The organism is Pseudoxanthomonas sp. LjRoot127 (genome assembly GCF_964253495.1).
In the GTDB taxonomy this organism is placed as follows: domain Bacteria; phylum Pseudomonadota; class Gammaproteobacteria; order Xanthomonadales; family Xanthomonadaceae; genus Pseudoxanthomonas_A.
In genome coordinates, this window is the sequence record NZ_CAXUQR020000001.1 from 2775803 (window position 1) to 2802272 (window position 26470).

General features: G+C 67.9%; 28 protein-coding genes. 21 read left to right on the forward strand and 7 right to left on the reverse strand.

The features are described from left to right. Nucleotides 1-71 precede the first annotated feature (71 nt). Together parE and ACSQ19_RS12900 are read right to left on the reverse strand one after the other, a co-directional pair. A complete protein-coding gene (gene parE, locus ACSQ19_RS12895; protein WP_435997470.1) occupies nt 72-1961 on the reverse strand; it encodes a DNA topoisomerase IV subunit B in 1890 nt (629 codons plus the stop codon). A 14-nt stretch (nt 1962-1975) separates the two neighbouring features. Then, entirely contained in the window at nt 1976-2671 is a 696-nt protein-coding gene (locus ACSQ19_RS12900) for a hypothetical protein (RefSeq protein ID WP_435997472.1), read from the reverse strand. Between the two features lie 180 nt (nt 2672-2851). Between ACSQ19_RS12900 and ACSQ19_RS12905 the strand changes: the two genes are divergently transcribed. The 9 genes from ACSQ19_RS12905 to ACSQ19_RS12945 all read left to right on the forward strand — a co-directional run bounded on the left by ACSQ19_RS12905 (nt 2852) and on the right by ACSQ19_RS12945 (nt 10569). Continuing rightward, nucleotides 2852-3106: a hypothetical protein gene (locus ACSQ19_RS12905; RefSeq protein ID WP_435997474.1), complete on the forward strand. Its 255-nt coding sequence runs from the start codon at nt 2852-2854 to the stop codon at nt 3104-3106. 141 nt (nt 3107-3247) lie between these two features. After that, nucleotides 3248-4909, forward strand: coding sequence for a CTP synthase (locus ACSQ19_RS12910; RefSeq protein WP_435997476.1), 1662 nt, complete (start codon nt 3248-3250; stop codon nt 4907-4909). Between the two features lie 49 nt (nt 4910-4958). Next, nucleotides 4959-5792 carry a 3-deoxy-8-phosphooctulonate synthase gene (kdsA, locus tag ACSQ19_RS12915; protein ID WP_296282475.1) on the forward strand — a complete coding sequence of 278 codons (834 nt, stop codon included), beginning with the start codon at nt 4959-4961 and terminating at the stop codon, nt 5790-5792. A gap of 536 nt (nt 5793-6328) precedes the next feature. After that, nucleotides 6329-7612, forward strand: coding sequence for a phosphopyruvate hydratase (eno, locus tag ACSQ19_RS12920; RefSeq protein ID WP_435997478.1), 1284 nt, complete (start codon nt 6329-6331; stop codon nt 7610-7612). A gap of 3 nt (nt 7613-7615) precedes the next feature. Then, nucleotides 7616-7963, forward strand: coding sequence for a cell division protein FtsB (gene ftsB, locus ACSQ19_RS12925; protein ID WP_296280742.1), 348 nt, complete (start codon nt 7616-7618; stop codon nt 7961-7963). Then, nucleotides 7963-8658, forward strand: a complete 696-nt coding sequence (gene ispD / locus ACSQ19_RS12930; RefSeq protein WP_435997481.1) for a 2-C-methyl-D-erythritol 4-phosphate cytidylyltransferase — start codon at nt 7963-7965, stop codon at nt 8656-8658. Before ftsB ends, ispD begins: the two co-directional genes overlap by 1 nt. A gap of 18 nt (nt 8659-8676) precedes the next feature. Then, on the forward strand, nt 8677-9168 hold the full coding sequence (ispF, locus tag ACSQ19_RS12935) for a 2-C-methyl-D-erythritol 2,4-cyclodiphosphate synthase (protein WP_299341342.1): 492 nt from the start codon (nt 8677-8679) through the stop codon (nt 9166-9168). Beyond that, nucleotides 9165-10202 (forward strand): tRNA pseudouridine(13) synthase TruD, encoded by a 1038-nt coding sequence (gene truD, locus ACSQ19_RS12940; protein ID WP_435997483.1) that lies wholly within the window; start codon nt 9165-9167, stop codon nt 10200-10202. The genes ispF and truD overlap by 4 nt, the downstream gene beginning before the upstream one ends. Before the next feature lie 133 nt (nt 10203-10335). Continuing rightward, complete coding sequence (locus ACSQ19_RS12945) at nt 10336-10569, forward strand: hypothetical protein (protein ID WP_435997485.1); 234 nt, start codon at nt 10336-10338, stop codon at nt 10567-10569. Nucleotides 10570-10586: 17 nt separating this feature from the next. Here ACSQ19_RS12945 and ACSQ19_RS12950 read toward each other — a convergent pair whose 3' ends face one another. Beyond that, nucleotides 10587-11132, reverse strand: coding sequence for a Smr/MutS family protein (locus ACSQ19_RS12950; protein WP_435997487.1), 546 nt, complete (start codon nt 11130-11132; stop codon nt 10587-10589). Nucleotides 11133-11221: 89 nt separating this feature from the next. Between ACSQ19_RS12950 and surE the strand changes: the two genes are divergently transcribed. Genes surE through ACSQ19_RS12975 form a run of 5 tightly spaced genes read left to right on the forward strand, consistent with a single transcriptional unit; the run spans nt 11222 to nt 15031 of the window. Further along, nucleotides 11222-12001, forward strand: coding sequence for a 5'/3'-nucleotidase SurE (gene surE, locus ACSQ19_RS12955; RefSeq protein WP_296280753.1), 780 nt, complete (start codon nt 11222-11224; stop codon nt 11999-12001). Continuing rightward, nucleotides 11998-12675, forward strand: a complete 678-nt coding sequence (locus ACSQ19_RS12960) for a protein-L-isoaspartate(D-aspartate) O-methyltransferase (RefSeq protein ID WP_435997490.1) — start codon at nt 11998-12000, stop codon at nt 12673-12675. The genes surE and ACSQ19_RS12960 overlap by 4 nt, the downstream gene beginning before the upstream one ends. Nucleotides 12676-12680: 5 nt before the next feature. Continuing rightward, the gene (locus tag ACSQ19_RS12965; RefSeq protein ID WP_435997492.1) at nt 12681-13337 is read left to right on the forward strand and encodes an exopolysaccharide biosynthesis protein; all 657 of its coding nucleotides are present in this window, start codon (nt 12681-12683) and stop codon (nt 13335-13337) included. Nucleotides 13338-13376: 39 nt separating this feature from the next. Continuing rightward, nucleotides 13377-14165 (forward strand): peptidoglycan DD-metalloendopeptidase family protein, encoded by a 789-nt coding sequence (locus tag ACSQ19_RS12970; protein ID WP_435997494.1) that lies wholly within the window; start codon nt 13377-13379, stop codon nt 14163-14165. A 20-nt stretch (nt 14166-14185) separates the two neighbouring features. Then, nucleotides 14186-15031 carry an endonuclease/exonuclease/phosphatase family protein gene (locus tag ACSQ19_RS12975; protein WP_435997496.1) on the forward strand — a complete coding sequence of 282 codons (846 nt, stop codon included), beginning with the start codon at nt 14186-14188 and terminating at the stop codon, nt 15029-15031. Here the strand turns inward: ACSQ19_RS12975 and ACSQ19_RS12980 are convergent. From ACSQ19_RS12980 to yhbY, 3 genes are read right to left on the reverse strand one after another with little or no spacing between them, the layout of a single operon-like run. Beyond that, entirely contained in the window at nt 14992-15624 is a 633-nt protein-coding gene (locus tag ACSQ19_RS12980) for a D-Ala-D-Ala carboxypeptidase family metallohydrolase (protein ID WP_435997498.1), read from the reverse strand. The two genes, ACSQ19_RS12975 and ACSQ19_RS12980, sit on opposite strands and share 40 nt — an antisense overlap. Before the next feature lie 13 nt (nt 15625-15637). Then, nucleotides 15638-16015, reverse strand: coding sequence for an Mth938-like domain-containing protein (locus ACSQ19_RS12985; RefSeq protein ID WP_435997500.1), 378 nt, complete (start codon nt 16013-16015; stop codon nt 15638-15640). Nucleotides 16016-16037: 22 nt separating this feature from the next. Continuing rightward, nucleotides 16038-16343, reverse strand: a complete 306-nt coding sequence (gene yhbY, locus ACSQ19_RS12990; protein ID WP_299341361.1) for a ribosome assembly RNA-binding protein YhbY — start codon at nt 16341-16343, stop codon at nt 16038-16040. 101 nt (nt 16344-16444) lie between these two features. On the opposite strand from yhbY, the gene rlmE reads away from it, so the two are divergent. From rlmE to folP, 4 genes are all read left to right on the forward strand, one after another. After that, the gene (gene rlmE, locus ACSQ19_RS12995; RefSeq protein WP_296280950.1) at nt 16445-17077 is read left to right on the forward strand and encodes a 23S rRNA (uridine(2552)-2'-O)-methyltransferase RlmE; all 633 of its coding nucleotides are present in this window, start codon (nt 16445-16447) and stop codon (nt 17075-17077) included. Between the two features lie 49 nt (nt 17078-17126). Further along, nucleotides 17127-19055: an ATP-dependent zinc metalloprotease FtsH gene (gene ftsH / locus ACSQ19_RS13000; RefSeq protein WP_435997502.1), complete on the forward strand. Its 1929-nt coding sequence runs from the start codon at nt 17127-17129 to the stop codon at nt 19053-19055. Nucleotides 19056-19157: 102 nt separating this feature from the next. After that, nucleotides 19158-19661 carry a hypothetical protein gene (locus ACSQ19_RS13005; protein ID WP_435997505.1) on the forward strand — a complete coding sequence of 168 codons (504 nt, stop codon included), beginning with the start codon at nt 19158-19160 and terminating at the stop codon, nt 19659-19661. Nucleotides 19662-19695: 34 nt separating this feature from the next. Beyond that, on the forward strand, nt 19696-20595 hold the full coding sequence (folP, locus tag ACSQ19_RS13010; RefSeq protein ID WP_435997507.1) for a dihydropteroate synthase: 900 nt from the start codon (nt 19696-19698) through the stop codon (nt 20593-20595). A 313-nt stretch (nt 20596-20908) separates the two neighbouring features. On the opposite strand, the gene ACSQ19_RS13015 is transcribed toward folP, so the two are convergent. Beyond that, on the reverse strand, nt 20909-23320 hold the full coding sequence (locus ACSQ19_RS13015; RefSeq protein ID WP_435997509.1) for a hypothetical protein: 2412 nt from the start codon (nt 23318-23320) through the stop codon (nt 20909-20911). A gap of 236 nt (nt 23321-23556) precedes the next feature. Here ACSQ19_RS13015 and miaA point away from each other — a divergent pair, with 236 nt between their 5' ends. The 3 genes from miaA to hflX all read left to right on the forward strand — a co-directional run bounded on the left by miaA (nt 23557) and on the right by hflX (nt 26334). Beyond that, nucleotides 23557-24513, forward strand: a complete 957-nt coding sequence (miaA, locus tag ACSQ19_RS13020) for a tRNA (adenosine(37)-N6)-dimethylallyltransferase MiaA (protein WP_435997511.1) — start codon at nt 23557-23559, stop codon at nt 24511-24513. Between the two features lie 167 nt (nt 24514-24680). Beyond that, nucleotides 24681-24959, forward strand: coding sequence for an RNA chaperone Hfq (gene hfq, locus ACSQ19_RS13025; protein WP_055941633.1), 279 nt, complete (start codon nt 24681-24683; stop codon nt 24957-24959). Nucleotides 24960-24993: 34 nt separating this feature from the next. Then, complete coding sequence (gene hflX / locus ACSQ19_RS13030; RefSeq protein WP_296280775.1) at nt 24994-26334, forward strand: ribosome rescue GTPase HflX; 1341 nt, start codon at nt 24994-24996, stop codon at nt 26332-26334. The last annotated feature ends 136 nt before the right edge of the window (nt 26335-26470 follow it).

Here is a 26470-nt window from a genome sequence, read left to right on the forward strand (position 1 = left end):
CGATGTTCAAGGGTGGTGGAGTGCGCGGGGATGTCGCCGGCGGCATCCGGTCGTGCCGTCCTGCGCGACGATCAGACCTCGAGCGACGCCAGGTCCCCCTTCGCCTCCAGCCACGACTTGCGGTCCGAGGCCCGCTTCTTCGCCAGCAGCATGTCCATCAGGCCGCGCGTCTGCGGCTCATCGTCCACGGTGAGCTGCACCAGTCGCCGTGTATCCGGATGGATCGTGGACTCGCGCAGCTGCGAGGGATTCATTTCGCCCAGGCCCTTGAAGCGGGTGACGTTGACCTGCCCGCGGATCTTTTCGCGCTCGATCTTTTCCAGCAGCAGCCGCTTCTCTTCTTCGTCGAGCGCGTAGAACACCTGCTTGCCCACGTCCACGCGGAACAGCGGCGGCATCGCCACGAACACGTGGCCTGCGTTCACCAAGGCCGGGAAATGGCGCAGGAACAGGGCGGTCAGCAGGGTGGCGATGTGCAGGCCGTCGGAATCCGCGTCGGCCAGGATCACCACCTTGCCGTAGCGCAGGCCGCTGATGTCGTCCTTGCCGGGATCGCAGCCGATGGCGATGGCCAGGTTGTGCACTTCGTCGGAGGCCAGCACCGAGGTGCTGGCGACTTCCCACGTGTTCAGGATCTTGCCGCGCAGCGGAAGGATCGCCTGGAAATCCTTGTCTCGCGCCTGCTTGGCCGAGCCGCCGGCCGAGTCGCCTTCCACCAGGAACAGTTCCGTGCGCGAGAGATCCTGGCTGATGCAGTCGGCGAGCTTGCCGGGCAGGGCAGGGCCTTGGGTGACTTTCTTTCGGACGACCTGCTTTTCGGTCTTCAGTCGTGCGCTGGCGCGTTCGATGGCGATCTGCGCGATCTTCTCGCCCAGGTCGACGTGCTGGTTCAGCCACAGGCTGAAGGCGTCGTGCGCCGCGCCCTCGATGAAACCGGCAGCCTGGCGCGAGGACAGGCGTTCCTTGGTCTGGCCGCTGAACTGCGGGTCGGTCATCTTCAACGAGAGCACGAACGTCACGCGGTCCCACACGTCCTCAGGCGCCAGCTTCACGCCGCGCGGCAGCAGGTTGCGGAAGTCGCAGAATTCGCGCAGCGCGTCGGTCAGGCCGCTGCGCAGGCCGTTGACGTGCGTGCCGTGCTGGGCGGTGGGAATCAGGTTGACGTAGCTTTCCTGCACGAGCTCGCCTTCCGGCACCCAGGCGACGGCCCAATCGACGATTTCGCTGTCCTTCTTGAGTTGGCCGACGAACAACTCGGGCGGGAGCAGTTCGCGGCCGGCCATCTCGCCGCGCAGGTAATCGCGCAGGCCGTCCTCGTAGTGCCAACTGTCGCGCTCACCGGTCGCTTCGTCGAAGAGGGTGACGTTCAGGCCGGGACACAGCACGGCCTTGGCGCGCAGCAGGTGCTTGAGCGCGCGCACATTGAACTTCGGCGTATCGAAGTATTTCGGGTCGGCCCAGAAGCGCACGCGGGTGCCGGTGTTCTTCTTGCCGACGCTGCCCACCACTTCCAGCGGCGTGGCGCGGTCGCCGTTGCGGAAGGTGATGCGGTGTTCGCTGCCTTCGCGCTTGATGTGCACCTCCACCAGCGTGGAGAGCGCATTGACCACGCTGACGCCGACGCCATGGAGGCCGCCGGAGAAGGTGTAGTTCTTGTTGCTGAACTTGCCGCCCGCATGCAGGCGGGTGAGGATCAGCTCCACGCCCGGGATCTTCTCCTCGGGATGGATGTCGACCGGCATGCCGCGGCCATCGTCGCTGACCTCGCAGCTGCCGTCCTTGTACAGCGTGACCTCGATGCTGCCGGCATGCCCGGCCAACGCCTCGTCCACCGCGTTGTCGATGACTTCCTGCGCCAGGTGGTTGGGACGGGCGGTGTCGGTGTACATGCCCGGCCGGCGCTTGACGGGGTCAAGGCCGGAAAGGACTTCGATGTCGGCGGCGTTGTAGCGGCTGCTCATGGTGCGTGGGGGTCTCAGCGGGACGGCGCGGCGTCCTGCAGGGCGCCGCCGGTGTAGGGATTGAAGAGGTAGTCGCCGGGGAAGCTTTCGCCGGTCGTGGCGTCCTGCCGCGGCGGCAGCAGGCTGCCCAGCGGCGTCCGGAACGTGTAGGTGTCGAGGGACGTGCGCACCTGCACCCGCCCGTCGGCCGCCGGATCGAACAGCGGCTTGCCCTTCGCATCGCGGGCATCGAGGACGGCGAAGTGCATGTTGTCGCCCATCGGCCCGAGCATGTTGGCCATCACGGGGCGCAGGATGGAAAGCAGGTTCTTCAGCGGTGCCGGGATGCTCGACGACGCCATGGGCGCGTGAACCGTGCCCGCCGCATCGACGAAGCGCATGTCGGCGAACAGCGCATCGCCGTCGGCGAAGGCATCGATGCCTGCCATCCCCACCTTGCCGCGCACCATCGCCACCAGCAGGTAGTCGTCGAGCTGTGCAACGAACTGCTTGCGGTCGGCGTCCGACAGATTTTGCTGCTGGGCGGCCGAGACATGCCAGTAGACCGGCGGGATGACCCAGACCAGTTCCATGGTGTCATCGCCCATGTGGGTGCGCTGGGTATCCTGCGCCACCTGGTCCAGCCGGACCTCCTTCAGCGGCAACGGCGCGCGTTGCGCCCATGCGGTCGGCACCAGCAGGGTCACGGCCACCAGGGCGGCGGCGAGCATTCGTAAGGAGAAGCGCATGCGACGTCGTCTGTCGGATCGAAGGGTGCGGCAGTGTGCCGCCTGGGCCGGATTTTTGCCATGTTCAGTCGCACGCGCTGACACTGCGCGCGCGGACAGGGATGCCCCTTGGAGACGCCGACCGGCGCCCCCAGATTTCCCCCATCCACGAGGAGCACTGCCATGAAGCCCCGCAACCTGTTGCTGCTGTCTGCCGCCGCCCTCGGCGCGTTGTTCGCGGTCCAGGCCCTTGCACAATCCCGGACTGCCAGCGAGGCCGACAAGCCCAGGCAGGACCAGACCCAGACCGCCGACCCCTCCGATCCGGAAGCCAAGGCGCGCCGACGTGCCGCCAATGAAGCTGCCGCCAAGCAGCGCAAGGCCGCGGAGGGCCAGCAGAAGAAGACTGGCGACGAAGAGGAAGAGCGCAAGCCCTGACCGACGTCCGCTTTGCCGGAGCCCTTGTGCCGCAAGGGTTTCGCGCTCGCACGCAGGTACGTGACGCCCCGCTTCGGCGGGGCGTCGCGCTTCCGGGCGACACGCGTTGCCTGTAGACTATGGCTTTCCGGAGCCCCGCCCATGACTCCCCTGATTTTCGTTACCGGCGGCGTTGTGTCCTCGCTTGGCAAGGGCATCGCCGCCGCTTCGCTTGCGTCCATTCTCGAAGCACGTGGCCTGAAGGTCACGATGATGAAGCTGGACCCCTACATCAACGTCGATCCGGGCACCATGAGCCCGTTCCAGCACGGTGAGGTGTACGTCACCGACGACGGTGCCGAGACCGACCTGGATTTGGGCCACTACGAGCGCTTCGTGCGCACCCGCCTGAGTCGCAAGAACTCGGTCACCACCGGCCGGATCTACGAAAACGTGATCCGCAAGGAGCGCCGCGGCGACTACCTGGGCGCCACCGTGCAGGTGATCCCGCACATCACCGACGAGATCCGCCGCTGCATCGATGAGGCCACCGAGGGCTTCGACGTGGCGCTGGTCGAGATCGGCGGTACGGTAGGCGACATCGAGTCGCTGCCGTTCCTCGAGGCCATTCGCCAGATCCGCACCGAGCGCGGCCCCGAGAAGGCGCTCTTCATGCACCTGACACTGGTGCCCTACGTGGCGGCGGCGGGCGAGCTGAAGACCAAACCCACGCAGCACTCGGTGAAGGAACTGCGCTCGATCGGCATCCAGCCCGACGTGCTGCTGTGCCGGTCCGAGCAGCCGATCCCCGATTCCGAGCGCCGCAAGATCTCCCTGTTCACCAACGTGCCCGAGCGCGCCGTCATCAGCGTGCCGGACGTGGACGTGCTCTACCGCATTCCGATGGGCCTGCACCGGCAGGGCCTGGACGACATCGTCCTGCGCCAGTTCCGCATCGAGAACGCGCAGGCTGCGGACCTGTCCGAGTGGGAAGCCGCGGTCGATGCCACGCTCAATCCGCTGGATGAGGTGACGATCGCCGTCGTCGGCAAGTACGTCGATCACCAGGATGCGTACAAGTCGGTGGGCGAGGCCCTGAAGCATGGCGGCCTGCGCCAGCGCACGCGCGTCAACCTGAAGTGGATCGAAGCCCAGGAACTGGAAGGCACCGACATGGCCCTGCTGCAGGGCGTGGACGGCGTGCTGGTGCCGGGTGGCTTCGGCGATCGCGGCTTCGAAGGCAAGGTGCTGACCTCCCGCTTCGCCCGCGAGCAGAAGCTGCCGTATTTCGGCATCTGCTACGGCATGCAGGCGGCGGTTGTCGATTACGCCCGCCATGTGGCCGGACTGGAAAACGCCAACAGCACGGAGAACGACAAACAGTCGCCGCATCCCGTGATCGGCCTGATCACCGAGTGGCGAACGGCGACCGGCGATGTCGAGAAGCGCGATGAGCGCTCCGACCTGGGCGGCACGATGCGCCTGGGCCTGCAGGAGCAGCGCCTGAAGCCCGGCACGCTGGCGCGAGACCTGTACGGCAAGGACGTGGTGGCCGAGCGCCATCGCCATCGTTACGAGTTCAACAACCGCTATCGCACCCAGTTGGAGGACGCCGGCCTGGTGATCGCCGCCAAGTCGATGGACGACCTGCTGGTGGAGATGGTGGAGTTGCCTCGCGCCGTGCATCCGTGGTTCCTGGCCTGCCAGGCGCACCCTGAGTTCCTGTCCACGCCGCGCGACGGCCATCCGCTGTTCGTCGGCTTCATCCGCGCCGCCCGCGAAAAGAAGGCGGGCGGCAAGCTGTTGAAGGAAGCGCGCGCGTAACTGTCCTGCACCGGCGCCGCCCGCGGCGCCTGCAACGAAGGAGTGGTGAATGAAACTCTGTGGATTCGATGTCGGGCTCGACCAGCCCCTGTTCCTGATCGCCGGCCCGTGCGTGATCGAGTCGATGCAGCTGCAGATCGACGTCGCTGGCCGCCTGAAGGAAATCACCGGCAAGCTGGGGATGAACTTCATCTTCAAGTCCAGCTTCGACAAGGCCAACCGCACCTCCGGCACCAGCTTCCGCGGCCCGGGCATGGAAGAGGGCCTGAAGGTGCTGGACGCAGTGAAGAAGCAGGTCGGGGTGCCGGTACTCACCGACGTGCACGAATACACCCCGATGGACGAAGTCGCGGCCGTCGTCGACGTGCTGCAGACACCGGCCTTCCTCGTGCGCCAGACCGACTTCATCAAGAAAGTCTGTTCGGCGGGCAAGCCGGTCAACATCAAGAAGGGCCAGTTCCTGTCGCCATGGGACATGAAGCCCGTGGTCGACAAGGCCAAGTCCACCGGCAACCAGGACATCATGGTCTGCGAGCGGGGCGCGTCCTTCGGTTACAACAACCTGGTCAGCGACATGCGTTCGTTGAGCGTGATGCGCGATACCGGTTGCCCGGTGGTATTCGATGCGACGCATTCGGTGCAGTTGCCGGGAGGGCAGGGCAGCAGCTCGGGCGGCCAGCGCGAATTCGTGCCGGTGCTGGCACGCGCCGCAGTCGCGGTCGGTGTGGCCGGCCTGTTCGCCGAAACCCACCCGGATCCGGCCAAGGCCCTGTCCGATGGTCCTAACGCGTGGCCGCTGGACAAGATGGAAGCGCTGCTGGAAACGCTGCTGGCGCTGGATTCGATCACCAAGAAGAACGGGTTCCTGGAGTCGACGGTCTAAGCCATGAATCGAGCGACTGGCGGGATGCTGGTTGTGCTGGTGGCCGTAACGGCGGCGGTGCCACGGGCGGGCGCCTGTCAGATGGGTTCGGGCGACCCGCGGCAAGACTTGGCTAAGGCATTCAGCGAAAGCCATGAGGTCTTCGTCGCAAGGCTCGACAACTACGCTGAGCGCGCGCAGGAAGCACGCAGTCCCTTGCTCCTTGCGACCGCCGACTTCGAAGTGGTCGAGGTCCTGAAGGGCCACCCACCAATGCGCGGGACGTTGTCGGGTGGCGTGGTGTGGCGTGCGGTCCCCGACATGCCGATTCCGCCCCCGCCGCCTCCGCCTTCATGTGGACCCTGGGTAACTTCGCCCGATATCGAAGGGAAAACAGCGTTAATCTTTGTCCCTTCTTACGGTCGCGCAGGTCAGCCACAAGGTCTGCGCGACGTTCATCCGTTTTCGGTGCGATTTTCCCAGCACGACCTCGCCCATACCCAAGCTACCTTGACGTTCGTACGACAACTCACCTCCACGGACCCCCGATCGACACCATGACCACCATCGCCAAGATCCACGCCCGCGAAATCCTCGATTCCCGCGGCAATCCCACCCTCGAAGCCGAGGTCACGCTGGAAGACGGTTCCTTCGGTCGCGCGATGGTGCCGTCTGGCGCCTCGACCGGCACCAAGGAAGCCGTGGAACTGCGCGACGGCGACAAGACCCGCTACCTGGGCAAGGGCGTGCGCAAGGCGGTGGAGAACGTCAACGGCCCCATCGCGAATGCGCTGCACGGGTTCGACGCCACCGACCAGGAGGGTCTGGACCGTCGCCTGATCGACCTGGACGGTACCGAGAACAAGGGTCGTCTGGGCGCCAACGCATTGCTCGGCGTGTCGATGGCGAACGCCCATGCGGTGGCCGCGTCTAAGAAGGTCCCGCTGTGGCAGCACCTGTCCAATGGCGAGGTGACCTTGCCCGTGCCGATGATGAACATCATCAACGGCGGCGCGCACGCCGACAACAACGTGGACTTCCAGGAATTCATGGTGTTGCCGGTCGGATTCGATTCGTTCGCCGAATCGCTGCGGGCGGGCACCGAGATCTTCCACTCGCTGAAGTCGGTGCTGAAGGGCCACGGCCTGAGCACGGCGGTCGGCGACGAGGGCGGCTTCGCCCCCGATTTCCGCAGCAACGTAGAAGCGCTGGACACCATCCTGGAAGCCATCGGCAAGGCCGGCTACACCGCCGGCGAAGACGTGCTGCTGGGCCTGGACGTGGCGTCCAGCGAGTTCTTCGACAACGGCAAGTACCATCTGGTGGGCGAGAACAAGCGCCTGACCAGCGAGCAGTTCGTCGACTTCCTGGCCGACTGGGCCGCGCAGTACCCCATCATCACCATCGAAGACGGCCTGGCCGAGGACGACTGGGCGGGCTGGAAGCTGCTGACCGACCGGATCGGCAAGAAGGTGCAGCTGGTCGGCGACGACCTGTTCGTGACCAATCCGAGGATCTTCAAGGAAGGCATCGAGTCCGGCACGGCCAACGCGATCCTGATCAAGGTCAACCAGATCGGCACGCTGACCGAGACCCTGGAGGCCATCGCGATGGCGCACCACGCGAACTACGCCGCCGTCGTGTCGCATCGCTCGGGCGAAACCGAAGACACCACCATCGCCGACATCGCGGTAGCCACGACGGCCACGCAGATCAAGACCGGCTCGCTGTGCCGCAGCGACCGCGTGGCCAAGTACAACCAGCTGCTGCGCATCGAAGAGGCGCTGGGCAGCAAGGCGCGCTACGCCGGCCGCAACGCCTTCGTGTCGCTGAAGAAGTAATCCATGCGCAAGGCGCCCTGGCTCCTGCTGGTCCTCGTGCTGCTGCTGGGATGGCTGCAGTACAAGTTCTGGTTCGGTGTGGGAAGTTCAGGGCAGGTCGTCGCGCTGGAGCAGCAGGTCGAGTCGCAGAAGCGCGAGAATGCCGGCCTGCAGGAGCGCAACGATGCGTTGGCCGCCGAAGTCGAGGACCTCAAATCGGGCGAATCGGCGGTGGAGGAGCGTGCACGCAGCGAACTGGGCATGATCAAGCCGGGCGAGAAGTTCTACCGCGTGGTCGAACCCGCTGCGCCGGCGCCGGCCGCGGAAGGCGATGCGGCCGGCAACGCCGCCACCGCGGACCCGCTTCCCTGATGGCCCGTCTCTGGGCCGTCGTGCCCGCCGCAGGACGCGGCACCCGCTTCGGCGGCGAACTCCCCAAGCAGTATCTCCCGGTGGAGGGTGCGCCCCTGATCGCGCACACGCTCGCGGCCCTGTTCGCGCACGATGCGGTGGAGGGCGCCGTGGTGCCGGTGTCGGAGAACGACGCGGACTGGCCGCGCTGGACGGAATTCGCGGGCAAGCCGGTGCTCGCCTGCGTCGGTGGCGCCAGCCGTGCGGCGTCCGTGCTGGCCGGCCTGCACGCACTGCCTGACGACGTGCGCCCGGATGATTTCGTACTGGTGCACGATGCGGCGCGCCCGAACGTCTCCCTGGCCGACCTGACGCAACTGCTGGAACGTGGTCGCAATGATCCGGTCGGTGCGATCCTCGCCGCACCGGTGCGGGACACGTTGAAACGGGCCGGCGACGACGGCGGGATCGACGCCACCGAACCCCGAGAGCGCCTGTGGCGTGCGTTCACGCCGCAACTTTTCCGTCGCCTGCAGCTGACCCGCGCGCTCGAGTCCGCCACGACCGATGGCGTCGAGGTCACCGACGAGGCGATGGCGATGGAGCGCCAGGGCTTGCGCCCGCTGCTGGTGGAAGGCTCCGAGAGCAACTTCAAGATCACCACGCCGGCGGACCTGGCCCGGTTCGCCTACGAACTGGCGCAGCGTCACCGCTGACCTCCTGACGGAAACGACATGCCCGATTCCTTGAACATCCGCATCGGCCAGGGCTTCGATGTGCACGCCTTCGGCGACGGCGACCACCTCATGCTGGGTGGTGTGCGCGTGCCGCACGACCGCGGCGTGCTGGCGCACAGCGACGGCGACGTGGTGCTGCATGCCGTGTGCGATGCCATGCTCGGCGCGTTGGCGCTCGGCGACATCGGCCGGCATTTCCCGCCTTCGGATGATCGCTGGAAGGGCGCGGACAGCCGTGCGTTCCTGCGCCACTGTGATGCCTTGCTGCGTGAACGCGGCTGGCGCGTCGGCAATGCCGACGTCACCGTCATCTGCGAGCGTCCCAAGGTCGGTCCCCATGCCGATGCGATGCGGGCTTGCGTGGCCACGGATCTCGGGATCGACGCGGATGCGGTCAGCATCAAGGCGACCACGACGGAGAAGCTGGGCTTCACCGGGCGCGGCGAAGGCATCGCGGCGCAGGCGGTGGTGCTGCTGGTGCGCGCATGAGCGGGGCATTGCCGCGCGCGTTCGGCGCGTCGGTGCTGTCGGCGCGTATCCGCACGGCACCGGAGGATTTCTTCGTCGAGGAGCTTCTGGGTTTCGAGCCCTCGGGCGAAGGCGAACACCTGCTGCTGACGGTCGAGAAGCGCGGCATGAATACCGCGTTCGCCGCCAAGCGCATCGCGGCGTGGGCGGCGATCGCCGACATGGGCGTCGGCTACGCCGGCCTCAAGGACCGCCATGCGGTGACGCGGCAGCGCTTCAGCGTGCACCTGCCACGCAAGGTGGCACCGGACCTGGGCGGGCTGGCATCGGACGATCTCAAGGTCATCGATGCGTCATGGCATTCGCGCAAGCTGCCGCGCGGGGCGTTGGCCGGCAACCGGTTCGCGCTGGTGCTGCGTCAGGTGGAAGGGAATCGGCAAGCGATCGATGCACGTCTTGCCGAGATCGCCGCGCATGGCCTGCCCAACTGGTTCGGTGAACAGCGCTTCGGACGCGATGGCGGCAACGTGGCGGCGGCACTGGCGATGTTCGGTGGGCGCCGGGTGCGGCGCGAGCAACGGTCCATTCTCCTGTCCGCCGCACGTTCGGAGCTGTTCAACCGCGTGCTCTCGGCCCGGCTTGCCGACGGCAGCTGGAATCGCGGCCTCGAAGGCGAAGTGTGGATGCTGGCCGGAAGCCGCAGCGTCTTCGGGCCCGAGCCCTGGAGCGAGATGCTCGCGCAGCGCCTGGCCGACTTCGATATCCATCCGACAGGGCCGTTGTGGGGCGCGGGGGCATCGCGCGCGCAGGCTGCCGCCCATGCCTGCGAGGACGCGGCGCTGCAGGGCGAGGATGCGCGCGCGCTGAAAACGGGGCTCGAGCAGGAGGGCCTCCGCCAGGAGCGTCGGGCCCTGCGCCTGCGACCCGACGGGCTGGCTTGGGAGTGGCTGGATGCGTCGACGCTCAAGGTTCATTTCGCTCTGCCGCCCGGGAGCTATGCCACCGCCGTGCTGCACGAGTTGGGGGACGCCGCGGACGCGTCCGGACCGGCCTGAGCCGTTCGTCGGAAATCGGGCACAAGCACTGGCAGCGTGGAATGGCGGGCGTATAAGCGTTAGCGACGGCGGTGGATGATGCCTCGCCGCCGAGATGTCGGTCGCAGCAACGTCCTGCTACTTGGAGGTCGCCATGAGTCGCCTCGATCGCTTTTCCAGCGCCCTTTTCCTCGCCGTGCTGCTTTCCGGTTGCGCGAGCACCCGTACCGCGAGCATCGCCGACAAGGCATTGATGCAGCCGCGATCCGACGTGGATGCGGTCTACGTGGGCTATGTCAATGCCATCGCCAAACAGCGCGGTACCGAGGTGAAGTGGGTCAACCCACCCAAGAAGCGAGTGTCGGCCTCCGTCGCCTCCGCGCGCTAGCGGATAGGCAGGCCGAGCTAGCGGCGCCGGGCCAGGAGTACCAGCACGGCGCCGGTGCCGCCCTGCGCCGGTGGTGCCGAGTGGAACGCGAGGACATCCGCGCGATGGCGCAGCATCCTGTCGACCGCATTCTTGATCACGGGTGCCCCGACCTCGGATCGCGTGCCCTTGCCATGGATGATGCGGACACATCCGTAGTCGTGCTGGTGGGCCTCCAGCAGGAATTGCCTCAACAGGCCTTCCGCCTGCAACGCCGTGGCGCCGTGCAAGTCGAGTTCATCCTGGACGGAGAACTGGCCCCGCTTCAGTCGCTGGAAGGCGCGCGGCGACAAGGCCTCGCGCCGATGGCTCAGCACATCGCCGGCCGCGTGGAGGTCGAGGGATTCCAGCCCGCGCTGGAACTCGCTCAGCGCGTCGACATCATCCTGCTCGGCCATGCGTGCACGCGGTTTCGGCGGCGCCTTGCGCGGCGGTGGCGTGGCGGCGTCCAGGCGTCGCACGTCGCCGATCGCCTCGCGGAACAGCGCGGCGTCGTCATCGTCGGGGGGCGAGGAGCGGGACATGCCGCCAGCGTAGCGGCATCGCCACGTGACGCAAGCGCGGGAAGCCTCGGCGTTGTTCCGGTATCATGGGGCCGTCCCCGAGGAACCCCATGCGCGTACTGGTCAGCAACGACGACGGCGTCGACGCCCCCGGCATCCGAATCCTGGCAGAGGGCCTGCGTAGCGCAGGCCACGAAGTGTATGTGGTCGCGCCCGACCGCGATCGCTCCGGTGCCAGCAACTCGCTGACGCTCGACCTGCCGATCCGGCTCAAGCGCATCGATCACTACACCTGCAGCATCGCCGGCACGCCGACCGACTGCGTGCACCTAGCGCTGACGGGCATGCTCGAGTTCGAGCCCGACATCGTGGTATCGGGCATCAACAACACCGCCAACCTGGGCGACGACGTCATCTACTCCGGCACGGTCTCGGCGGCGATGGAAGGGCGCTTCCTGGGCCTGCCCGCAGTGGCCATGTCGCTGGCCACCAAGAACCACGACGCCAGGCATTACGAGACCGCCGCGCGTGCCGCCGTGGAGATCGTCGCGCGTTTGAAGTCGGATCCGCTGCCGGCAGACACCATCCTCAACGTCAACGTGCCGGATCTCGCATGGTCGGAGGTGCGGGGCTTCGAAGTCACGCGCCTCGGCAACCGCCACCGTTCCGAGCCCTGCGTGCCGCAGCCGGATCCGCGCGGCCACACCGTCTACTGGATAGGCCCCGCCGGCCGCGAGCAGGATGCGGGCCCGGGCACGGACTTCCACGCGGTGCGTACGGGCCATATCTCCATCACGCCGATCCACGTCGACCTGACCCGCTACCAGGCGCTCGAGAAAGTCGCGGGCTGGGTGGGGGGATTGACGGCCTCGCTCGAGGGGACGGCATGACGCCGCGACTGCGGCTGCAGCCGGAAGCGGTGGGCATGGGCATGACCTCGCAGCGCGTGCGCGACCGCCTGGTCGAGCGGCTGCGCGAGTCGGGCATCGCCGACGAGCGCGTGCTGAATGCCATCCGCACGTTGCCGCGCCACCTGTTCGTCGATGAAGCGCTCGCCACGCGCGCTTACGAGGACACGGCGCTGCCGATCGGCCACAGCCAGACCATCTCGCAGCCGTGGGTGGTCGCGCGCATGACCGAGGTCCTGCTGGAAGCGGCGCCGAAGAAGGTACTGGAGATCGGCACAGGATCGGGCTACCAGGCCGCGGTGCTCGCGATCCTCGGGCTGGAGGTGTACACGGTCGAACGCATCGGCGACCTGCTGCGTCAGGCGCGCAAGCGACTGCGGCAGATGGGCTTCAACGTCCGCAGCAAGCACGACGACGGACGCATCGGCTGGGTAGAGCACGGTCCCTACGACGCCATCATCGTGACCGCCGCCGCGCCGGCCCTGGTGCCGATGCTGGTGGAACAGCTCTCGATCGGCGGGCATCTCGTCGCACCGGTCGGCGGCAGCGGCTCGCAATCGCTCGTGCGGCTGGTGAAGCGCGCCGACGGCAGCATCGAGGAAACGACGCTGGCGCCCGTCGTGTTCGTGCCGCTGTTGTCCGGCACCCTGGACTGACCGGCATGACCCATCCGCGTCCCGACGAAGGATCGCCGAACCATCCGGCATCGCTGGGAGAGCAGCTGGCCGGCATCATCGAGCGCCTGCCCCCCGACGCGCTGAGCCTGGGCGAACTGCTGGATGTGTTCAGCGACGAAGGCCTGCTGTTGCTCACCATCCTGCTGACCCTGGTGTTCCTGATCCCCGTGTCGATCCCGGGCGTCAGCACCGTGTTCGGCGCGGCGATCCTGCTGGTCGGCGTGAGCCGCCTGTTCAACCGCCCGCTGTGGCTGCCACAACGCGTCAAGCACAAGGCGCTGCCGGCCGATCGCCTGCGCCCCGGCCTGACCGGTGGGCTGGTCTGGGTACGCCGGATGGAAAGGATCAGCCGTCCGCACCGGCTGCGTGTCTTCGTCGACGGGCCGGGGCAAGGCGTCTTCAACAACCTCGCCTTCATCCTCGCTGCCCTATTGTTGATGGCGCCTTTTGGATTCGTGCCATTCAGCAATACCCTGCCAGCCTTGGCGCTGCTGCTGTACGCCATCGGCTTAATCCAGCGCGATGGCGGCGCGATCCTGATGGGCCACCTGGCCAACATCGGTACGATCGTCTACTTCAGCGTGCTGATCGGTGGGGGCGGGGTGGCGGCACGCGAACTGTTCCAGCGCCTGGCCGGCTGAGGCCGGCGGCCATCGCCCTGTGAGGAAACGAACGACCGCATGACCACGACGCTTCGTCCACGCCACCGCATCGCGCGCGCGCTCCTTGCCGGCATCGCCCTCGCGGTGCTGGGCGCCTGCTCCACCACGGTGGTGCGCGAGCCCACCGCATCGTCGACCACGCGCAAGGCGTCCCAGGCCAAGCCCGGTGCCACGGTGCGCGTGCAGCGCGGCGACACGCTCTACGGCATCGCGTTCCGCAACGGCATCGACGTCAACGACTTGGCGCGCTGGAACAACCTCGCTGCCCCCTACACGATCTATCCGGGCCAGTCGCTCAAGCTGTTCCCCGGCACCGGCGGCAGTCGTCCCGCGACGACCACCACGACGGCCGCCCGACCCGCGACCGGCACGACCACGCGTCCCGCACCGCCGCCAGCGCCGGTCACCCGCCCAGCGCCGGCGCCCGCAAACAGCGGTTTCAGCTGGCGCTGGCCTGCCGAGGGGCACTTGATCGGTCGGTATGTCGCCGGCGACGCGACGAAGCAGGGTGTCGACATCGCGGGCAGCAGCGGACAGGCCGTCCGCGCCGCCGCGGATGGCGTGGTGGTCTATTCCGGCGCAGGGCTGGTGGGTTACGGCGAGCTGATCATCGTCAAGCACAGTGAGGCCTGGCTGTCGGCGTACGGCCACAACCGCAAGCGACTGGTCAACGAAGGCCAGAACGTCAAGGCCGGCCAGCAGATCGCGGAAATGGGAAGCAGTGGCGCTTCGCGCGAGATGCTCCACTTCGAGATCCGCCACAACGGCAAGCCGGTGGATCCACTCCAGTACCTCCCGCCGCGGTGAACGTCGTCCAGGGCGGGGCGATGGCAAGGTGGACACCGGCGGTGCTGGCGGTTGTCGTGTTCGCAGCGGGGATCCTCGCCGCGTGCCAGCGTCCCCGCGAGGTACCCACGCAATCGCACGTGGACGTGGTCACGCTCAATCTCTGGCACGACAAGCAGGACTGGCCGCACCGGCAGGACATGATCGTCGCCGAGTTGGCGACACTGGCACCCGACATCATCGTCTTGCAGGAGGTGCTGCAGGACGCCGCGCTACCGAACCAGGCGCAGACGCTCGCCGCCCGACTCGGCTACCGGTACCGCTTCTTTTCCGCCGACGCGGCCGGCCAGGCCCGGCGCTACGGCAATGCGATCCTGGTGAAGGGGGCGATCGAACAGTCTCGGGAGGTCAAGCTGTCCCCACTGGACGATTACCGTACCGCCGGCTGGGTGCGCACGCGGGTCGGGGGCCGTCCGTTGAATGTCTACGTGACCCACCTGCACCACACGCCGACCGGCGGGGCGATCCGGGCAGACCAGATCGGCGGTGTGCTGGCGTTGATCGGCGAGACATCGGGCGACGCCCCCTCGATTATCGGCGGCGACTTCAACACGCGCGCCGATGCGTCCGAACTCGCGCCGCTGCGCACGCGCTTCGTCGACGCCTATGCGGACGCGCACGCGGGCGTGGATACGAACGACCCGACGCACACCACGCTCAATCCGCACCTCGGCCATGCGCCGATCCGCATCGACCACGTGTTCGCCCAGCGCGATGCGTTCCGTGTCGTCGACGCCGACATCATCCTCGACCGGCCCGACGCGACCGGCGCCTGGCCCTCGGACCATTACGGCGTCCGCGTGCGGCTGGCGCGCTCGCCGGACTGATCCTCGGCGGTGACGCACAGCGAGGTGCCGCGCCGATGGTCGGTGCCCCATGTTCGGTGCCCGGCCGTATCGATGTGGATCCTGGTCGGCGTGTAGAACCCTAGCCCCATCGCCAGCGCGGGCCCCTGCGTGCGCCAGAAGTGGCATAGCGCGGCCACGCGACGGTAGTCGGCAAGGTCGAAATCGAGCGCATTGTTCAGCAGATGCCGACTGCGGGCGCTGCCGCCGGCGCAGCGGTTCACCTCCACCGACCGGTAACCCGAACGCGCCCGGCTTCCCTCGACGATTCCCATCGCCTGCAACTGCGCGACCACGCGCAGGGTAGGCACGATCGCCGCGGCGCGGTCGGGCGGGGGCAACAGGAATTCCGGCGCATCGCAGGCCTGCCAGCGACGGCTGGAGCGCAGCAGCGCGGAGATCGGCACGACCCGACCCACGCCGGCATCGGTCAACGTGCGCTGATAGGCCGTCAGGGCCCGCGCGTCGGCCTTCGCACGCCAGGCGTCGTACCGCTGGGTGGCATCCGGAGCCGGGACCGGCCGAGCGCATGCCGCGAGGAGCAGCAGGGCAGGCAGCAGGAACCGGCCCCGCATCGCGGCGGCCAGATCAGGCCGATGCGAGCAGGAAACCAGCCACGACCTTGCGCGATTCGCCGGCCAGTACGTTGAAGGTGCGGGCGGCCGCGGCATTGGTCATGACCTCCAGGCCCACGCCCTGGCGCAGGCAGGCGGCCATGACAGACGCGGGCGGAAACACCTGGCGCTCGCCCGTGCCCAGCAGGATCACTTCCGGCTGCAGCGCCAGCAGCGGGGCCAGGTCGTCCGGCGCCAGCGCGGCGCTGTCGTGCACCGGCCAGTCCTCGACCAGCTGCTGGGGCGAGAGGATGAAGCTGGTCGCCAGCACGCGGTCGTTCACGCGTGCGGTCCGGCCGTCCGCGGCGCGCAGCGCGAAGGCGTAATCGGGCAGTTCGTGGCTCAGCTGCATGGCAGGCGACCTGCGTGACGGATCAGCCGCGCGGCAGCACGATGTGCCGGCGTTCCTTGCTCGGACGGTACAGGACGGCGGTGTGGCCGATGCGCTGCACGAGGGCGGCGTCGACCTTGTCGGCCAGGTCCTCGATCATGCTGTCGCGGGCGTCGCGATCCTCGCCGGCGACCTTCACCTTGATCAGTTCGTGCTGTTCCAGCACCGCGTCCAGCTCGGCGATGAAGGCCGGGGTGACGCCCTTGTTGCCGATCTGCAGCAGCGCTTTCAGGTCGTGGGCCTGGCCGCGCAGGAAACGGGTCTGGGCAGCGGTCAGGGCAACAGGCATGCGGCACGGTACGGGTCGAAAAGGGCGATCAGGGTATCATGGCCACCCCCACGAACGGCTCCGGCGGCTCCCGTCGCAGCGTGCCCGGAGACCTCGCCGCCATGGCCACCCGCAGCAAGAGCAGCCAGCGCTGGCTGAAGGAACACTTCTCCGATCCCTACGTGAAAAAGGCCCAGGCCGAGGGCCTGCGTTCGCGTGCGGCGTACAAGCTGGAGGAACTGCTGGAACGCGACCGCCTGCTCAAGCCGGGCATGGTCGTCGTGGACCTGGGCGCCGCCCCGGGCGGCTGGTCGCAGTTCGTCCGCCAGGCGATGGGGGACAGCGGCCGTGTGGTCGCGATGGACATCCTGGACATGCCGCCGCTGGCCGGCGTGGACTTCCTTCATGGGGATTTCAGGGAGGACAGCGTCCTATCGCAGCTGGAAGCCATGCTGGACGGTGCCCGGGTGGACCTTGTGCTGTCCGATATGGCCCCCAATAAGAGTGGTGTGGATGCGGTGGACCAGCCGCGGATGATGCATCTGGCGGAGTTGGCGATGGCATTCGCCGACGACCACCTGAAGCCGGGCGGGGCCTTCCTGATCAAGCTGTTCCAGGGGGCCGGGTCCGACGACTACATCCGCGAGCTGCGTCGCCGCTACGACAAGGTGGCGATCCGCAAGCCGGACGCCTCCCGCAAGCGCTCCCCCGAGGTGTACGCCCTGGGACAGGGCAAGCGGATCCAAATCAAGTAAGGTCACGTAACGTGCGCAAGCGCAAAGAGGAATACCGGAGCCGATGAGGATGAACGACCTGACCAAGAATCTGCTGCTGTGGGTAGTCGTCGCCGTCGTGCTGATGGTCGTCTTCCAGAGCTTCTCCCCCAAGGGCGCCGGCACGGCGGCCATGGCGGGCGGCACCACGTATTCCGACTTCCTCGACCAGGTCGACAGCGGCAACGTGCAGCGCGTCGAGTTCGGCGGCGATGCCCGCAGCGGCGTCGGCGAGATCACCTACACCCTGCGCAACGGCGACAGCAAGACCATCAATGCGCCGTTTGACCGTGACCTGATAAGCGACCTGCGCCTCAAGAAGGTCGAGATGACCCAGAAGGAGCCGCCCAGCGGCATCAGCCTGACGGCCATCCTGCTGAACTTCCTGCCGGTGCTGCTGATCATCGGCTTCTGGATCTTCATCATGCGCCAGATGCAGGGCGGCGGTGGCGGTGCGAAGGGCGCGATGTCCTTCGGCAAGTCGCGCGCCAAGCTGCAGGGCGAGGACCAGGTGAAGGTCACCTTCGCCGACGTCGCCGGCTGCGACGAAGCGAAGGAGGAAGTCGGCGAGCTGGTCGAATTCCTGCGCGACCCCGGCAAGTTCCAGAAGCTGGGCGGCAAGATCCCGCGCGGCGTGCTGATGGTCGGCCAGCCCGGCACCGGCAAGACGCTGCTGGCCAAGGCCATCGCCGGCGAAGCCAAGGTCCCTTTCTTCAGCATTTCCGGTTCGGACTTCGTCGAGATGTTCGTCGGCGTCGGCGCCAGCCGCGTGCGCGACATGTTCGAGCAGGCCAAGAAGCATGCGCCGTGCATCATCTTCATCGACGAAATCGACGCCGTCGGCCGCCATCGCGGCGCCGGCCTGGGCGGCGGTCATGACGAACGCGAGCAGACCCTCAACCAGCTGCTGGTCGAGATGGACGGGTTCGAAGGTGGCGAAGGCGTCATCGTCATCGCCGCGACCAACCGTCCCGACGTGCTGGACCCGGCGCTGCTGCGCCCGGGCCGCTTCGATCGCCAGGTGACCGTGGGCCTGCCTGACGTGAAGGGCCGCGAGCAGATCCTGCGCGTGCACATGCGCAAGCTGCCGCTGGCCGACGACGTCGAGCCGATGGTCATCGCGCGCGGTACGCCCGGCTTCAGTGGTGCCGACCTGGCCAACCTGTGCAACGAAGCCGCGCTGTTCGCGGCGCGCGAGAACGCCAAGGAGGTCCGCATGGACCACCTGGACCGCGCCCGCGACAAGATCATCATGGGCACCGAGCGTCGCTCCATGGCGATGAGCGAGGAAGAGAAGCGCAACACCGCGTACCACGAGTCCGGCCACGCCATCGTCGGCCGACTGGTGCCCGAGCACGACCCGGTCTACAAGGTCACCATCATTCCGCGCGATCGCGCGCTGGGCGTGACCGTCTACCTGCCGGAGGGCGACAAGTACAGCATCAACCGTACCGGCATCGAAAGCCGCCTGTGCACGCTGTACGGCGGTCGCGTGGCGGAAGAGTTGATCTTCGGTGCGGACAAGGTCACCACCGGCGCGTCCAACGACATCGAGCGCGCTACCAAGATGGCCCGCAACATGGTCACCAAGTGGGGCTTGTCGGAAGAACTGGGCCCGATCACCTATGCGGAAGAGGAGGAGGAAGTGTTCCTCGGTCGCTCGGTCTCGCAGCACAAGAATGTGTCCGACGATACCGCGCGCAAGATCGACGAAGTGGTTCGCGGGATCCTGGACAAGGCGTATGCGCGCACCACCCAGATCCTCACCGAGAACATCGACAAGCTGCATGCGATGGCCGATGCATTGATGCTGTACGAGACCATCGATGCACCGCAGATCGACGCCATCATGGAAGGCCGCGACGTACCGCCGCCCGTAGGTTGGGGCAAGTCGGACAAGGACGACAAGCCGGAGTCGCGCCCGCTGCCCCCGATCGGTGGGCCGGCCGAGCAGACCTGAGTCGCGTTGCCAGCGCGATGATGAAAGGCCAGACTTGCGTCTGGCCTTTTCTTTGCGCGCAGGTTGCCGCAGGGGCCGCTTCGATCATTCAAGGGGAATGCCATGAAGGGGATGGGAATGGGCGTCGTCCTGCTGGGGGTGTTGCTGACCACGTCGGTGCACGCGGCCGAGTTCAAGGCGCCGCGGGACGTGCCGTTTGCGGAGGATTCGATCGTCGCCGGCAATATCAAGCGCGAATGTCCCATCGGGACGCAGCTGACGGATGCCCTGGTCCGGTTCGCATCCGCCGGCGGACATCGCGTCGAGCTGGTGGATTCGCTGGACACGGCGTCGGGGCAAGTGCTGAAGATGGAATTCCATGACGCGCAAAGCGCGGGCAATGCCTGGATGGGGCATCGCAAGTCTGTCACCGTGAAGGGATGGCTCTATCGCGACGGACAGCAGGTCGCCAAGTTCATCGCGCGGCGGAATTCGGGCGGAGGCTTCGCCGGCGGTTTCAAGGGCTCGTGCGCCGTGCTGGAGCGGACCGTCAACGCCATCGGCAAGGACGTGGCGGGCTGGTTGAACAATCCCGTCGACGGTGGCCAGCTCGGCGATCTGCGCTGAATCAAGCCACTCGTACCACGACTAGGGCATCGCCATGTTCGACACCGTTCCCCAACTCGACTGCGCCGGCCGCATCCTCAGACTCGATCGTCCGCAGGTCATGGGCATCGTCAATGTCACCCCGGACTCGTTCTCCGACGGTGGCGCGCATGACACGACCGACGCCGCCGTCGCGCATGCGTTGAAGCTGGTGGAGGAGGGGGCCGACGTCCTCGACATCGGGGGCGAATCCACGCGCCCGGGCGCCGCCGAGGTGGAGGTCGAAGAAGAACTGCGCCGCGTGGTGCCGGTGATCGCGCGGCTGGCCGCACAGGTGTCCGTGCCGATCAGCATCGACACCTCCAAGCCCGAGGTCATGCGTGCCGCCGTGCAGGCGGGCGCCGGGATGATCAACGATGTGTACGGCTTGCGCCGCGAGGGTGCGCTCGATGCCGCCGCCGCGCTCGGTGTGCCGGTGGTGCTGATGCACATGCAGGGCGAGCCACGCTCGATGCAGGCCGCGCCGCAGTACGACGACGTGGTGGGCGACGTGCATCGCTTCCTGGCCGAACGCATCTTCGCCGCCGAGATGGCGGGCATCCCGAAGAAGCACATCGTCATCGATCCTGGTTTCGGCTTCGGCAAGGACACGGCGCATAACCTGCAGTTGCTGGCGCATCTGGAGCGTTTCGTCGAACTCGGCGTGCCGGTGCTGGCGGGGCTGTCGCGCAAGCGCAGCCTCGGCGAACTGACCGGCCGCGACGCGCCGGCGGATCGCGTGGCTGCTTCGGTGGCCGCCCACCTGATCGCCGCGCAGCGTGGCGCCCTGATCGTGCGCGTGCACGACGTCGCCGCCACGGTCGACGCCCTGAAGGTGTGGAACGCCGTCGCGGCAGTCCCGTCGCCGCGCAAGGCAGCGGCCACGCCCTCGATCCGCTGGCCCGACGACGACTGACGGGCCGGCGCGCGGCATCCGGCGCGTTCGGCGCCTTGGCCCGGAACGTGCGGCCATGTGCGGTGGGGCGTGCCGGCCAGGATGTTCCAGCACCTCAGCGACCGCGAAGTGCGCGACAACATCACGTGGCTGAGTGGTCTGTCACGCGTGGACAACGCGGCGTTGCCGGAAGGACGATGGTCGGACAGCCTGCGCAAGGCCGCGCAGGGTCGCCACGCACCGCTACAAGTACCCGACCGGGCGGGAAATCACCGCGCTCGCACAGTTCCTGGACGCGCGCAGAGCCGGCGCGCGTCCGCCATCGCCCGTGCCGTCAGTGCGCGGGCCGATGGCTTCGCGTGGCGTCGCGTGCGTCCCGTCGTGGCGTTGCCTCTTCCAGCCAGCGTCGCGTCAGCGTCGCGCCATCGCCGGTCGCGACGGCGCCCGCACCCGCGCTCGTCGCTGCCGGCAACGCGGCGCGGTTCGGGATCAGCGGCTGCGAACCGTTGACCCGGATCGGATCGGTCGAATGCTGCTGCTTCCAGTGGCGCAGCAGTTGGCGCAGCGCTTCGGGCGACGCCGTGGACGGCACGGCACCGGCCTGGTTGCGCGCGTTCTCGCCATGGCAGCCGGTACACGTCCGGATCTCTCCGGCCTGCAGGGTGACCCAGACGCGCTCGCGCACGATCGGCACGCCGGCCGCGTCGGTGCTCTGCCAGGTCAGTGCGCGACTGGCGGGCACGAACGCTGCGGTCGACCCGTCTGTGGCGATGCGCACGCTGCCGCTGGGGCCGCCCGTGTTCGTCGGATTGGCAGCGACCGCCATCGGTTGCGCGATCGGCCGGCGGCCACGCTGGTAGATGGATCCGTTGTTGTACGCGCGGATCATGTTGGCCTGCAGGATCTGGTAGTGCGAGACCTCGTAGATCCTGCCGTTGCCGCCGAGGGTCTGCACGCCGCCGGGGACGCGCAGGTTGTAGGGCTGCTGCTTGTCGTCGCGATCGCGCGCGGTCTGGTTGCGGGTGACGATGAGCGCAAGCTGGTTCGCTTTGAGCCAGGCGCGGAACGCGGCTTCGTTGACCTGCTCGCTGGCGAACACCGCCTGTTCCGGCGACGCCATCGGCGTGGTGGTGACGGGCGGACGCGCACGCGCCACCACTTCCACCGGCTCGATCTCCCACAGTGCGCCGTTGTAGCTGCGCTGCGTGTCCGGATCCCACCACGTCAGGTTCTTGCTGATGCCGGGGGTGAGCGCCGGGCCGGCCACCAGCATTCCACTGGCGTTCGTCTGCAGCTGGTGCAAGCGCAGCGAGACGCCCGACTGGAAGGACGGGCTGCTCGTGTAGCTGGCGACCATGTGGCCGCTGCTCATCGGCAACGGATTGCGGAAACGGCCACCGGCCAGGTTGCCGCTGCCGTCGGCCGCCGGCGACGCGTCCACGATTTCCATCTGCTCCGCGTTGAGGGTGGGCGCACCGGTGATGCGGACGATCTGGTTGGTGCCGCCGGTGGCGAACTCGCGCGTGTAGATGGCGTAGTAGCTGCCGGGCACGGTCGGGTCTTCGCGTACCTGGAACAGCCCGCCGTCCATGCGGATGTATTTCTTGTTGGCGATCAGCGCGGTGTTGGAATAGTCCGACAGGGCGCTGTCGGTGGAGAACGACTTCGGCAGATAACCGAACGACAGTTCCTGGCGGCCGATGTGGTTGAGCGTGAGCTCCTCGGTGCCGTCCTGGTTCATCTGCCACGGCGTGAACAGGTTATAGGTGAAGCCGTTGACCTGCCCGTACGCGCTGCTCATGCCCGATCGCGATTCGGGGAATGTCTCCGGCTGCAGGCCGATGCTGGCCGCGCCCGAGGCTTCGCTGGCGACGTCGTACGCGCCGTAGGTGCCGGCATCGGCCTGCTGGTCGCGCTGCAGGTGGTCCCAACGGATGAAGATCACCCGGCCGTAGCGGTCGATGCTCGGCGAGAACGCGCCGCTCGGCGCGTGGTTGAGCAGGCGCACCTGCCCATTCGACGGATCGAGTTGCCATATCCCGGTGATGGTCGGCGTGCTCTCGTACTCATCGAGCTGCGGATACAGGTGCGCTTCGCCCCCGCGCGGACGATCCGAGGTGAACAGGATGCGGTCCTGGCTGTCGTAGATCGGCGACACGTTGTTGTAGTCCGCCGGCTGGTTCGCGACCTTGGTGATGGTGGCGGTCTGGCCCTGTCCCAGGCCGGTGACCTCGTACAGCTGCCACTTCGCGGTGGGGTGCACGTAACGTTGCGGCGGTCCGCCGACCACCATGCTGAAGATCGCCTTGGTGCCGTTCCAGTGCACGGCGGGTTCGCGCACCGCGATGGCGTTGGCGCCCTGCTGGCCTTCCATGCCGAAGCCGGCTTCCTTCGTCAGGTTGCGCAGCGTGCCGTCGGGGTAGCGGATCATGAGGTCGCCGCCGCGCGGCAGGGCGAGCATGCTGGGCAGATGGTTGGCGAAGGTCGACATGCGGCTGGCGAACGGATCGCCCGCCATCGGCACCTGCGTCACGAACAGGATCGGGTTCGGTACCGCGCTGGTCGGGACGGCGGCGGCCATCACGCGCGCAGGCTGCGCTGCAGGAGAGGACGAAGGCATCGCGGCCGCCCGGGCGGCAGCCTTGGTAGCGGAAGCTGGTGTTTCCGGGCCGCAGCCGGTGAGCAGGACGGACAGTGCGAACAGGACCAGCAGCGGCTGGCGCAGGGAAAGGGGAAAAACAGGCATCCGGTCGACTCGCGCAAAAATGGAGTGCCGTCCGCTGCGCAGACAAGCGACGTGCACGGATCTCGCGCGCATCGGCCTTGCTGCTTGCATCCCCCTGTGGACGCCGCCCGACTGTACACGAGCCGCGCGCGTGCGCGCCGCCGCCGCATCGTCCAACCATGACCGGCATCCCACAACGCCGTCGGCCCGGGTGGCGGCACGTTAAGCTTGGCGCCCGCCCACGCACCGCGTTCCGCATGTCGCTCGACGCACGTCCGCTCGCCATCGCCATCATGGGCCCGACCGCCTCGGGCAAGACCGCGTTCGCGCTCGACGTGGCGGCGCGTGTCGGCGGCGAGATCGTCAGCGTGGATTCGGCGCTCGTGTATCGCGGCCTGGATATCGGCGCGGCGAAACCCACGCCGGAAGAACGCGCGCGCGTCCCGCACCATCTGCTGGACGTGCGCGACCCCTGGCAGGCGTACTCGGCCGCCGAGTTCGCCGACGATGCCCGGCGCGCGCTCGACGACATCGCCGCACGGGGTCGACTGCCGATCCTGGCCGGCGGTACGGGGCTCTACTTCCAGGCGCTGCTCGAGGGGCTGGCCGCGATGCCGGCCGCCGATGCCGGCGTGCGCGCCGACATCACGGCCCAGGCGCAGTCATGCGGCTGGCCGGCCCTGCACGCCGAGCTGGCGAAGGTCGATCCTGTCGCGGCGGCGCGCATCCACGCCACCGATCCGCAGCGCATCCAGCGCGCGCTGGAGGTGTATCGCCTGACCGGCAGGCCAATCAGCGACCTCCAGAACGACGCGCGCGGCGCGCGCCTGCCGTTCCGCGTGCTGAAGCTGGTGCTGGCCCCCGCCGACCGCGCAGTGCTGCACGCGCGCATCGCGCGACGCTTCGACCTGATGCTCGACGCAGGCTTCCTGGACGAAGTGCGTCGCCTGCGCGCGCTGCCCGGCATGCAGGCCGTGGCCGCGCCGCTCGATCTGCCGGCGGTGCGCGCGGTGGGCTATCGCCAGGCCTGGGAGTTCCTCGACGGGCAGAGCACGGCCGCCGACTTCCGCGAGCGTGCCATCGCCGCCACCCGCCAGCTCGCCAAGCGGCAGCTGACCTGGCTGCGCGGGGAGCGGGATGTCCGCTGGTTCGATCCCGCCACCGATCGCGCCCGGCTGGACGAGGCGCTGGGCCTGTTCCTGCCGGCATCGTGAGCCATCCGGGCCACATTGTCCGGAATTGGGACCCGTTGCCGCACTTGGCGGCGCCCCGCCGGGCCGATGTTGTGTAACATCGGGTCTTCCGGGCGGCAGGGGAGCTGTTCGCCGGCCCGGTACGGCAGCACCCAACTAACTATAAGAACGCAAGGCGGGAGTACGTCATGTCCAAGGGGCAATCCCTGCAGGATCCTTTCCTGAATGCACTGCGGCGCGAGCGCGTCCCGGTGTCGGTCTACCTGGTCAACGGCATCAAGCTGCAGGGCACCATCGAATCCTTCGACCAGTTCGTGGTCCTGCTGCGCAACACGGTCAGCCAGATGGTCTACAAGCACGCCATCTCCACCGTGGTGCCGGCGCGCAACGTGCGCGTTGGCCCGGGCGGCGGCTACGTGCAGCAGGGTGACGAGGACGCGGACGGCGGCGACGACGAAACCGCGTGATAATGCGTGCCTCGATTGAAGAGGCACGACCCCATTGTTTGAAAGATCCCGCAAGGGCGAGCATGCGCTGCTGATCCAGCCGTATGCCGGCGGCCGTCCCGACGACGGCCTCACCGAGGAATTCAGCGACCTGGCCCGCTCGGCCGGAGCGACCGTCGCCGCGCTGCTGACCGCGCGCATCGACCGTCCCAATCCGTCCACGCTGATCGGTAGCGGCAAGCTGGAAGAAGTGAAGGCGGCCGCCGACGCGACCGGCGCCGACCTGGTGCTGGTGAATTTCCCGCTGTCGCCGGGCCAGGAACGCAACCTGGAAAAACTGCTTCAGCGCCGCGTGCTCGACCGTACCGGGCTGATCCTGGACATCTTCGCCCAGCGAGCGCGCAGCCACGAAGGCAAGCTGCAGGTGGAACTGGCGCAGCTGCGCCACATGGCCACGCGCCTGGTGCGCGGCTGGACCCACCTGGAACGCCAGCGTGGCGGCTCCATCGGCCTGCGCGGCCCTGGCGAAACCCAGCTGGAAACCGACCGCCGCCTGCTGCAGAAGCGCGTCGAGCAACTGCAGAAGCGGCTGGAAAAAGTCGAAGTGCAGCGCACCCAGATGCGCCGCGCCCGCGTGCGCAGCGAACTGCCGCGCGTGGCCCTGGTGGGCTACACCAACGCCGGCAAGTCCACGCTGTTCAACGTGCTGACCGGCGCCGAGGCCTACGCGGCCGACCAGCTGTTCGCCACGCTGGATCCCACCGTGCGCCGCATCGACCTGCCCGGTGGTGCCGTGGTGCTGGCCGACACCGTCGGCTTCGTGCGCGACCTGCCGCACGAACTCGTCGCCGCGTTCCGCTCCACCCTGAGCGAGGCGCGCGAAGCCGACCTGCTGCTGCACGTCATCGACGCTGCCGATCCGCACCGCGAGGAACGCATCGCCCAGGTCGACGAGGTGCTGCAGGAGATCGGCGCCGGCGACCTGCCGCAGATGCTGGTGTTCAACAAGATCGACCGCATCGAGGGTGCCGCCCCGCGCCACGATCAGCCCGATCCGGGCGTCGACGAAGGCGACGCGCCCAGTGCCGGCATGGGGCGCGAGCGCGTCTGGCTGTCTGCCCGCGACGGGCAGGGCATCGACCTGCTGCGCGGCGCGCTGGCGCAACGGCTGGGCTTCCAGCGCGTGCGCGGCGAACTGCACCTGCCCGCGAACTCCGCCCGCCTGCGCTCGCGCCTGCATGCCCTGGGTGCCGTGCTGGCCGAGGATTTCGAAGAGAACGGCTGGCGCGTCACCGTCGACCTGGCCCTGGCGGATGCCCAGCGGCTGGCCTCGCAGGCCGGCGGGCATCCGCTGGAGGCGCTGCTGCCGCAGGGGGAGCGGGAAGACTGGCAGTAGGTAGGCGCCCTGGGTTGTTGTGGGAGCGACGTAAGTCGCGAATGGGGTGTGATTGGACCCAGGTAGGTCGGTAAAGACATCGCGACTTACGTCGCTCCCACGACATGCCGCTCGCCCCATGACCTCCCGGCCTTGC

Excerpts from the sequence above, each read along its gene's own strand:
- ispF (WP_299341342.1), top strand. The coding sequence starts at position 8,677 with ATGCCCGATTCCTTGAACATCCGCATCGGCCAGGGCTTCGATGTGCAC.
- ACSQ19_RS12985 (WP_435997500.1), bottom strand. The coding sequence starts at position 16,015 with ATGCAGCTGAGCCACGAACTGCCCGATTACGCCTTCGCGCTGCGCGCC.
- ACSQ19_RS12905 (WP_435997474.1), top strand. The coding sequence starts at position 2,852 with ATGAAGCCCCGCAACCTGTTGCTGCTGTCTGCCGCCGCCCTCGGCGCG.
- ACSQ19_RS12965 (WP_435997492.1), top strand. The coding sequence starts at position 12,681 with ATGACCCATCCGCGTCCCGACGAAGGATCGCCGAACCATCCGGCATCG.
- yhbY (WP_299341361.1), bottom strand. The coding sequence starts at position 16,343 with ATGCCTGTTGCCCTGACCGCTGCCCAGACCCGTTTCCTGCGCGGCCAG.
- surE (WP_296280753.1), top strand. The coding sequence starts at position 11,222 with ATGCGCGTACTGGTCAGCAACGACGACGGCGTCGACGCCCCCGGCATC.
- miaA (WP_435997511.1), top strand. The coding sequence starts at position 23,557 with ATGTCGCTCGACGCACGTCCGCTCGCCATCGCCATCATGGGCCCGACC.
- ACSQ19_RS13015 (WP_435997509.1), bottom strand. The coding sequence starts at position 23,320 with ATGCCTGTTTTTCCCCTTTCCCTGCGCCAGCCGCTGCTGGTCCTGTTC.
- ftsH (WP_435997502.1), top strand. The coding sequence starts at position 17,127 with ATGAACGACCTGACCAAGAATCTGCTGCTGTGGGTAGTCGTCGCCGTC.
- rlmE (WP_296280950.1), top strand. The coding sequence starts at position 16,445 with ATGGCCACCCGCAGCAAGAGCAGCCAGCGCTGGCTGAAGGAACACTTC.
- ACSQ19_RS12975 (WP_435997496.1), top strand. The coding sequence starts at position 14,186 with ATGGCAAGGTGGACACCGGCGGTGCTGGCGGTTGTCGTGTTCGCAGCG.
- parE (WP_435997470.1), bottom strand. The coding sequence starts at position 1,961 with ATGAGCAGCCGCTACAACGCCGCCGACATCGAAGTCCTTTCCGGCCTT.
- ACSQ19_RS12900 (WP_435997472.1), bottom strand. The coding sequence starts at position 2,671 with ATGCTCGCCGCCGCCCTGGTGGCCGTGACCCTGCTGGTGCCGACCGCA.
- ACSQ19_RS12945 (WP_435997485.1), top strand. The coding sequence starts at position 10,336 with ATGAGTCGCCTCGATCGCTTTTCCAGCGCCCTTTTCCTCGCCGTGCTG.
- ACSQ19_RS12970 (WP_435997494.1), top strand. The coding sequence starts at position 13,377 with ATGACCACGACGCTTCGTCCACGCCACCGCATCGCGCGCGCGCTCCTT.
- eno (WP_435997478.1), top strand. The coding sequence starts at position 6,329 with ATGACCACCATCGCCAAGATCCACGCCCGCGAAATCCTCGATTCCCGC.
- kdsA (WP_296282475.1), top strand. The coding sequence starts at position 4,959 with ATGAAACTCTGTGGATTCGATGTCGGGCTCGACCAGCCCCTGTTCCTG.
- hfq (WP_055941633.1), top strand. The coding sequence starts at position 24,681 with ATGTCCAAGGGGCAATCCCTGCAGGATCCTTTCCTGAATGCACTGCGG.
- ACSQ19_RS12980 (WP_435997498.1), bottom strand. The coding sequence starts at position 15,624 with ATGCGGGGCCGGTTCCTGCTGCCTGCCCTGCTGCTCCTCGCGGCATGC.
- ftsB (WP_296280742.1), top strand. The coding sequence starts at position 7,616 with ATGCGCAAGGCGCCCTGGCTCCTGCTGGTCCTCGTGCTGCTGCTGGGA.
- ACSQ19_RS13005 (WP_435997505.1), top strand. The coding sequence starts at position 19,158 with ATGAAGGGGATGGGAATGGGCGTCGTCCTGCTGGGGGTGTTGCTGACC.
- ACSQ19_RS12960 (WP_435997490.1), top strand. The coding sequence starts at position 11,998 with ATGACGCCGCGACTGCGGCTGCAGCCGGAAGCGGTGGGCATGGGCATG.
- ACSQ19_RS12950 (WP_435997487.1), bottom strand. The coding sequence starts at position 11,132 with ATGTCCCGCTCCTCGCCCCCCGACGATGACGACGCCGCGCTGTTCCGC.
- ACSQ19_RS12910 (WP_435997476.1), top strand. The coding sequence starts at position 3,248 with ATGACTCCCCTGATTTTCGTTACCGGCGGCGTTGTGTCCTCGCTTGGC.
- ispD (WP_435997481.1), top strand. The coding sequence starts at position 7,963 with ATGGCCCGTCTCTGGGCCGTCGTGCCCGCCGCAGGACGCGGCACCCGC.
- folP (WP_435997507.1), top strand. The coding sequence starts at position 19,696 with ATGTTCGACACCGTTCCCCAACTCGACTGCGCCGGCCGCATCCTCAGA.
- truD (WP_435997483.1), top strand. The coding sequence starts at position 9,165 with ATGAGCGGGGCATTGCCGCGCGCGTTCGGCGCGTCGGTGCTGTCGGCG.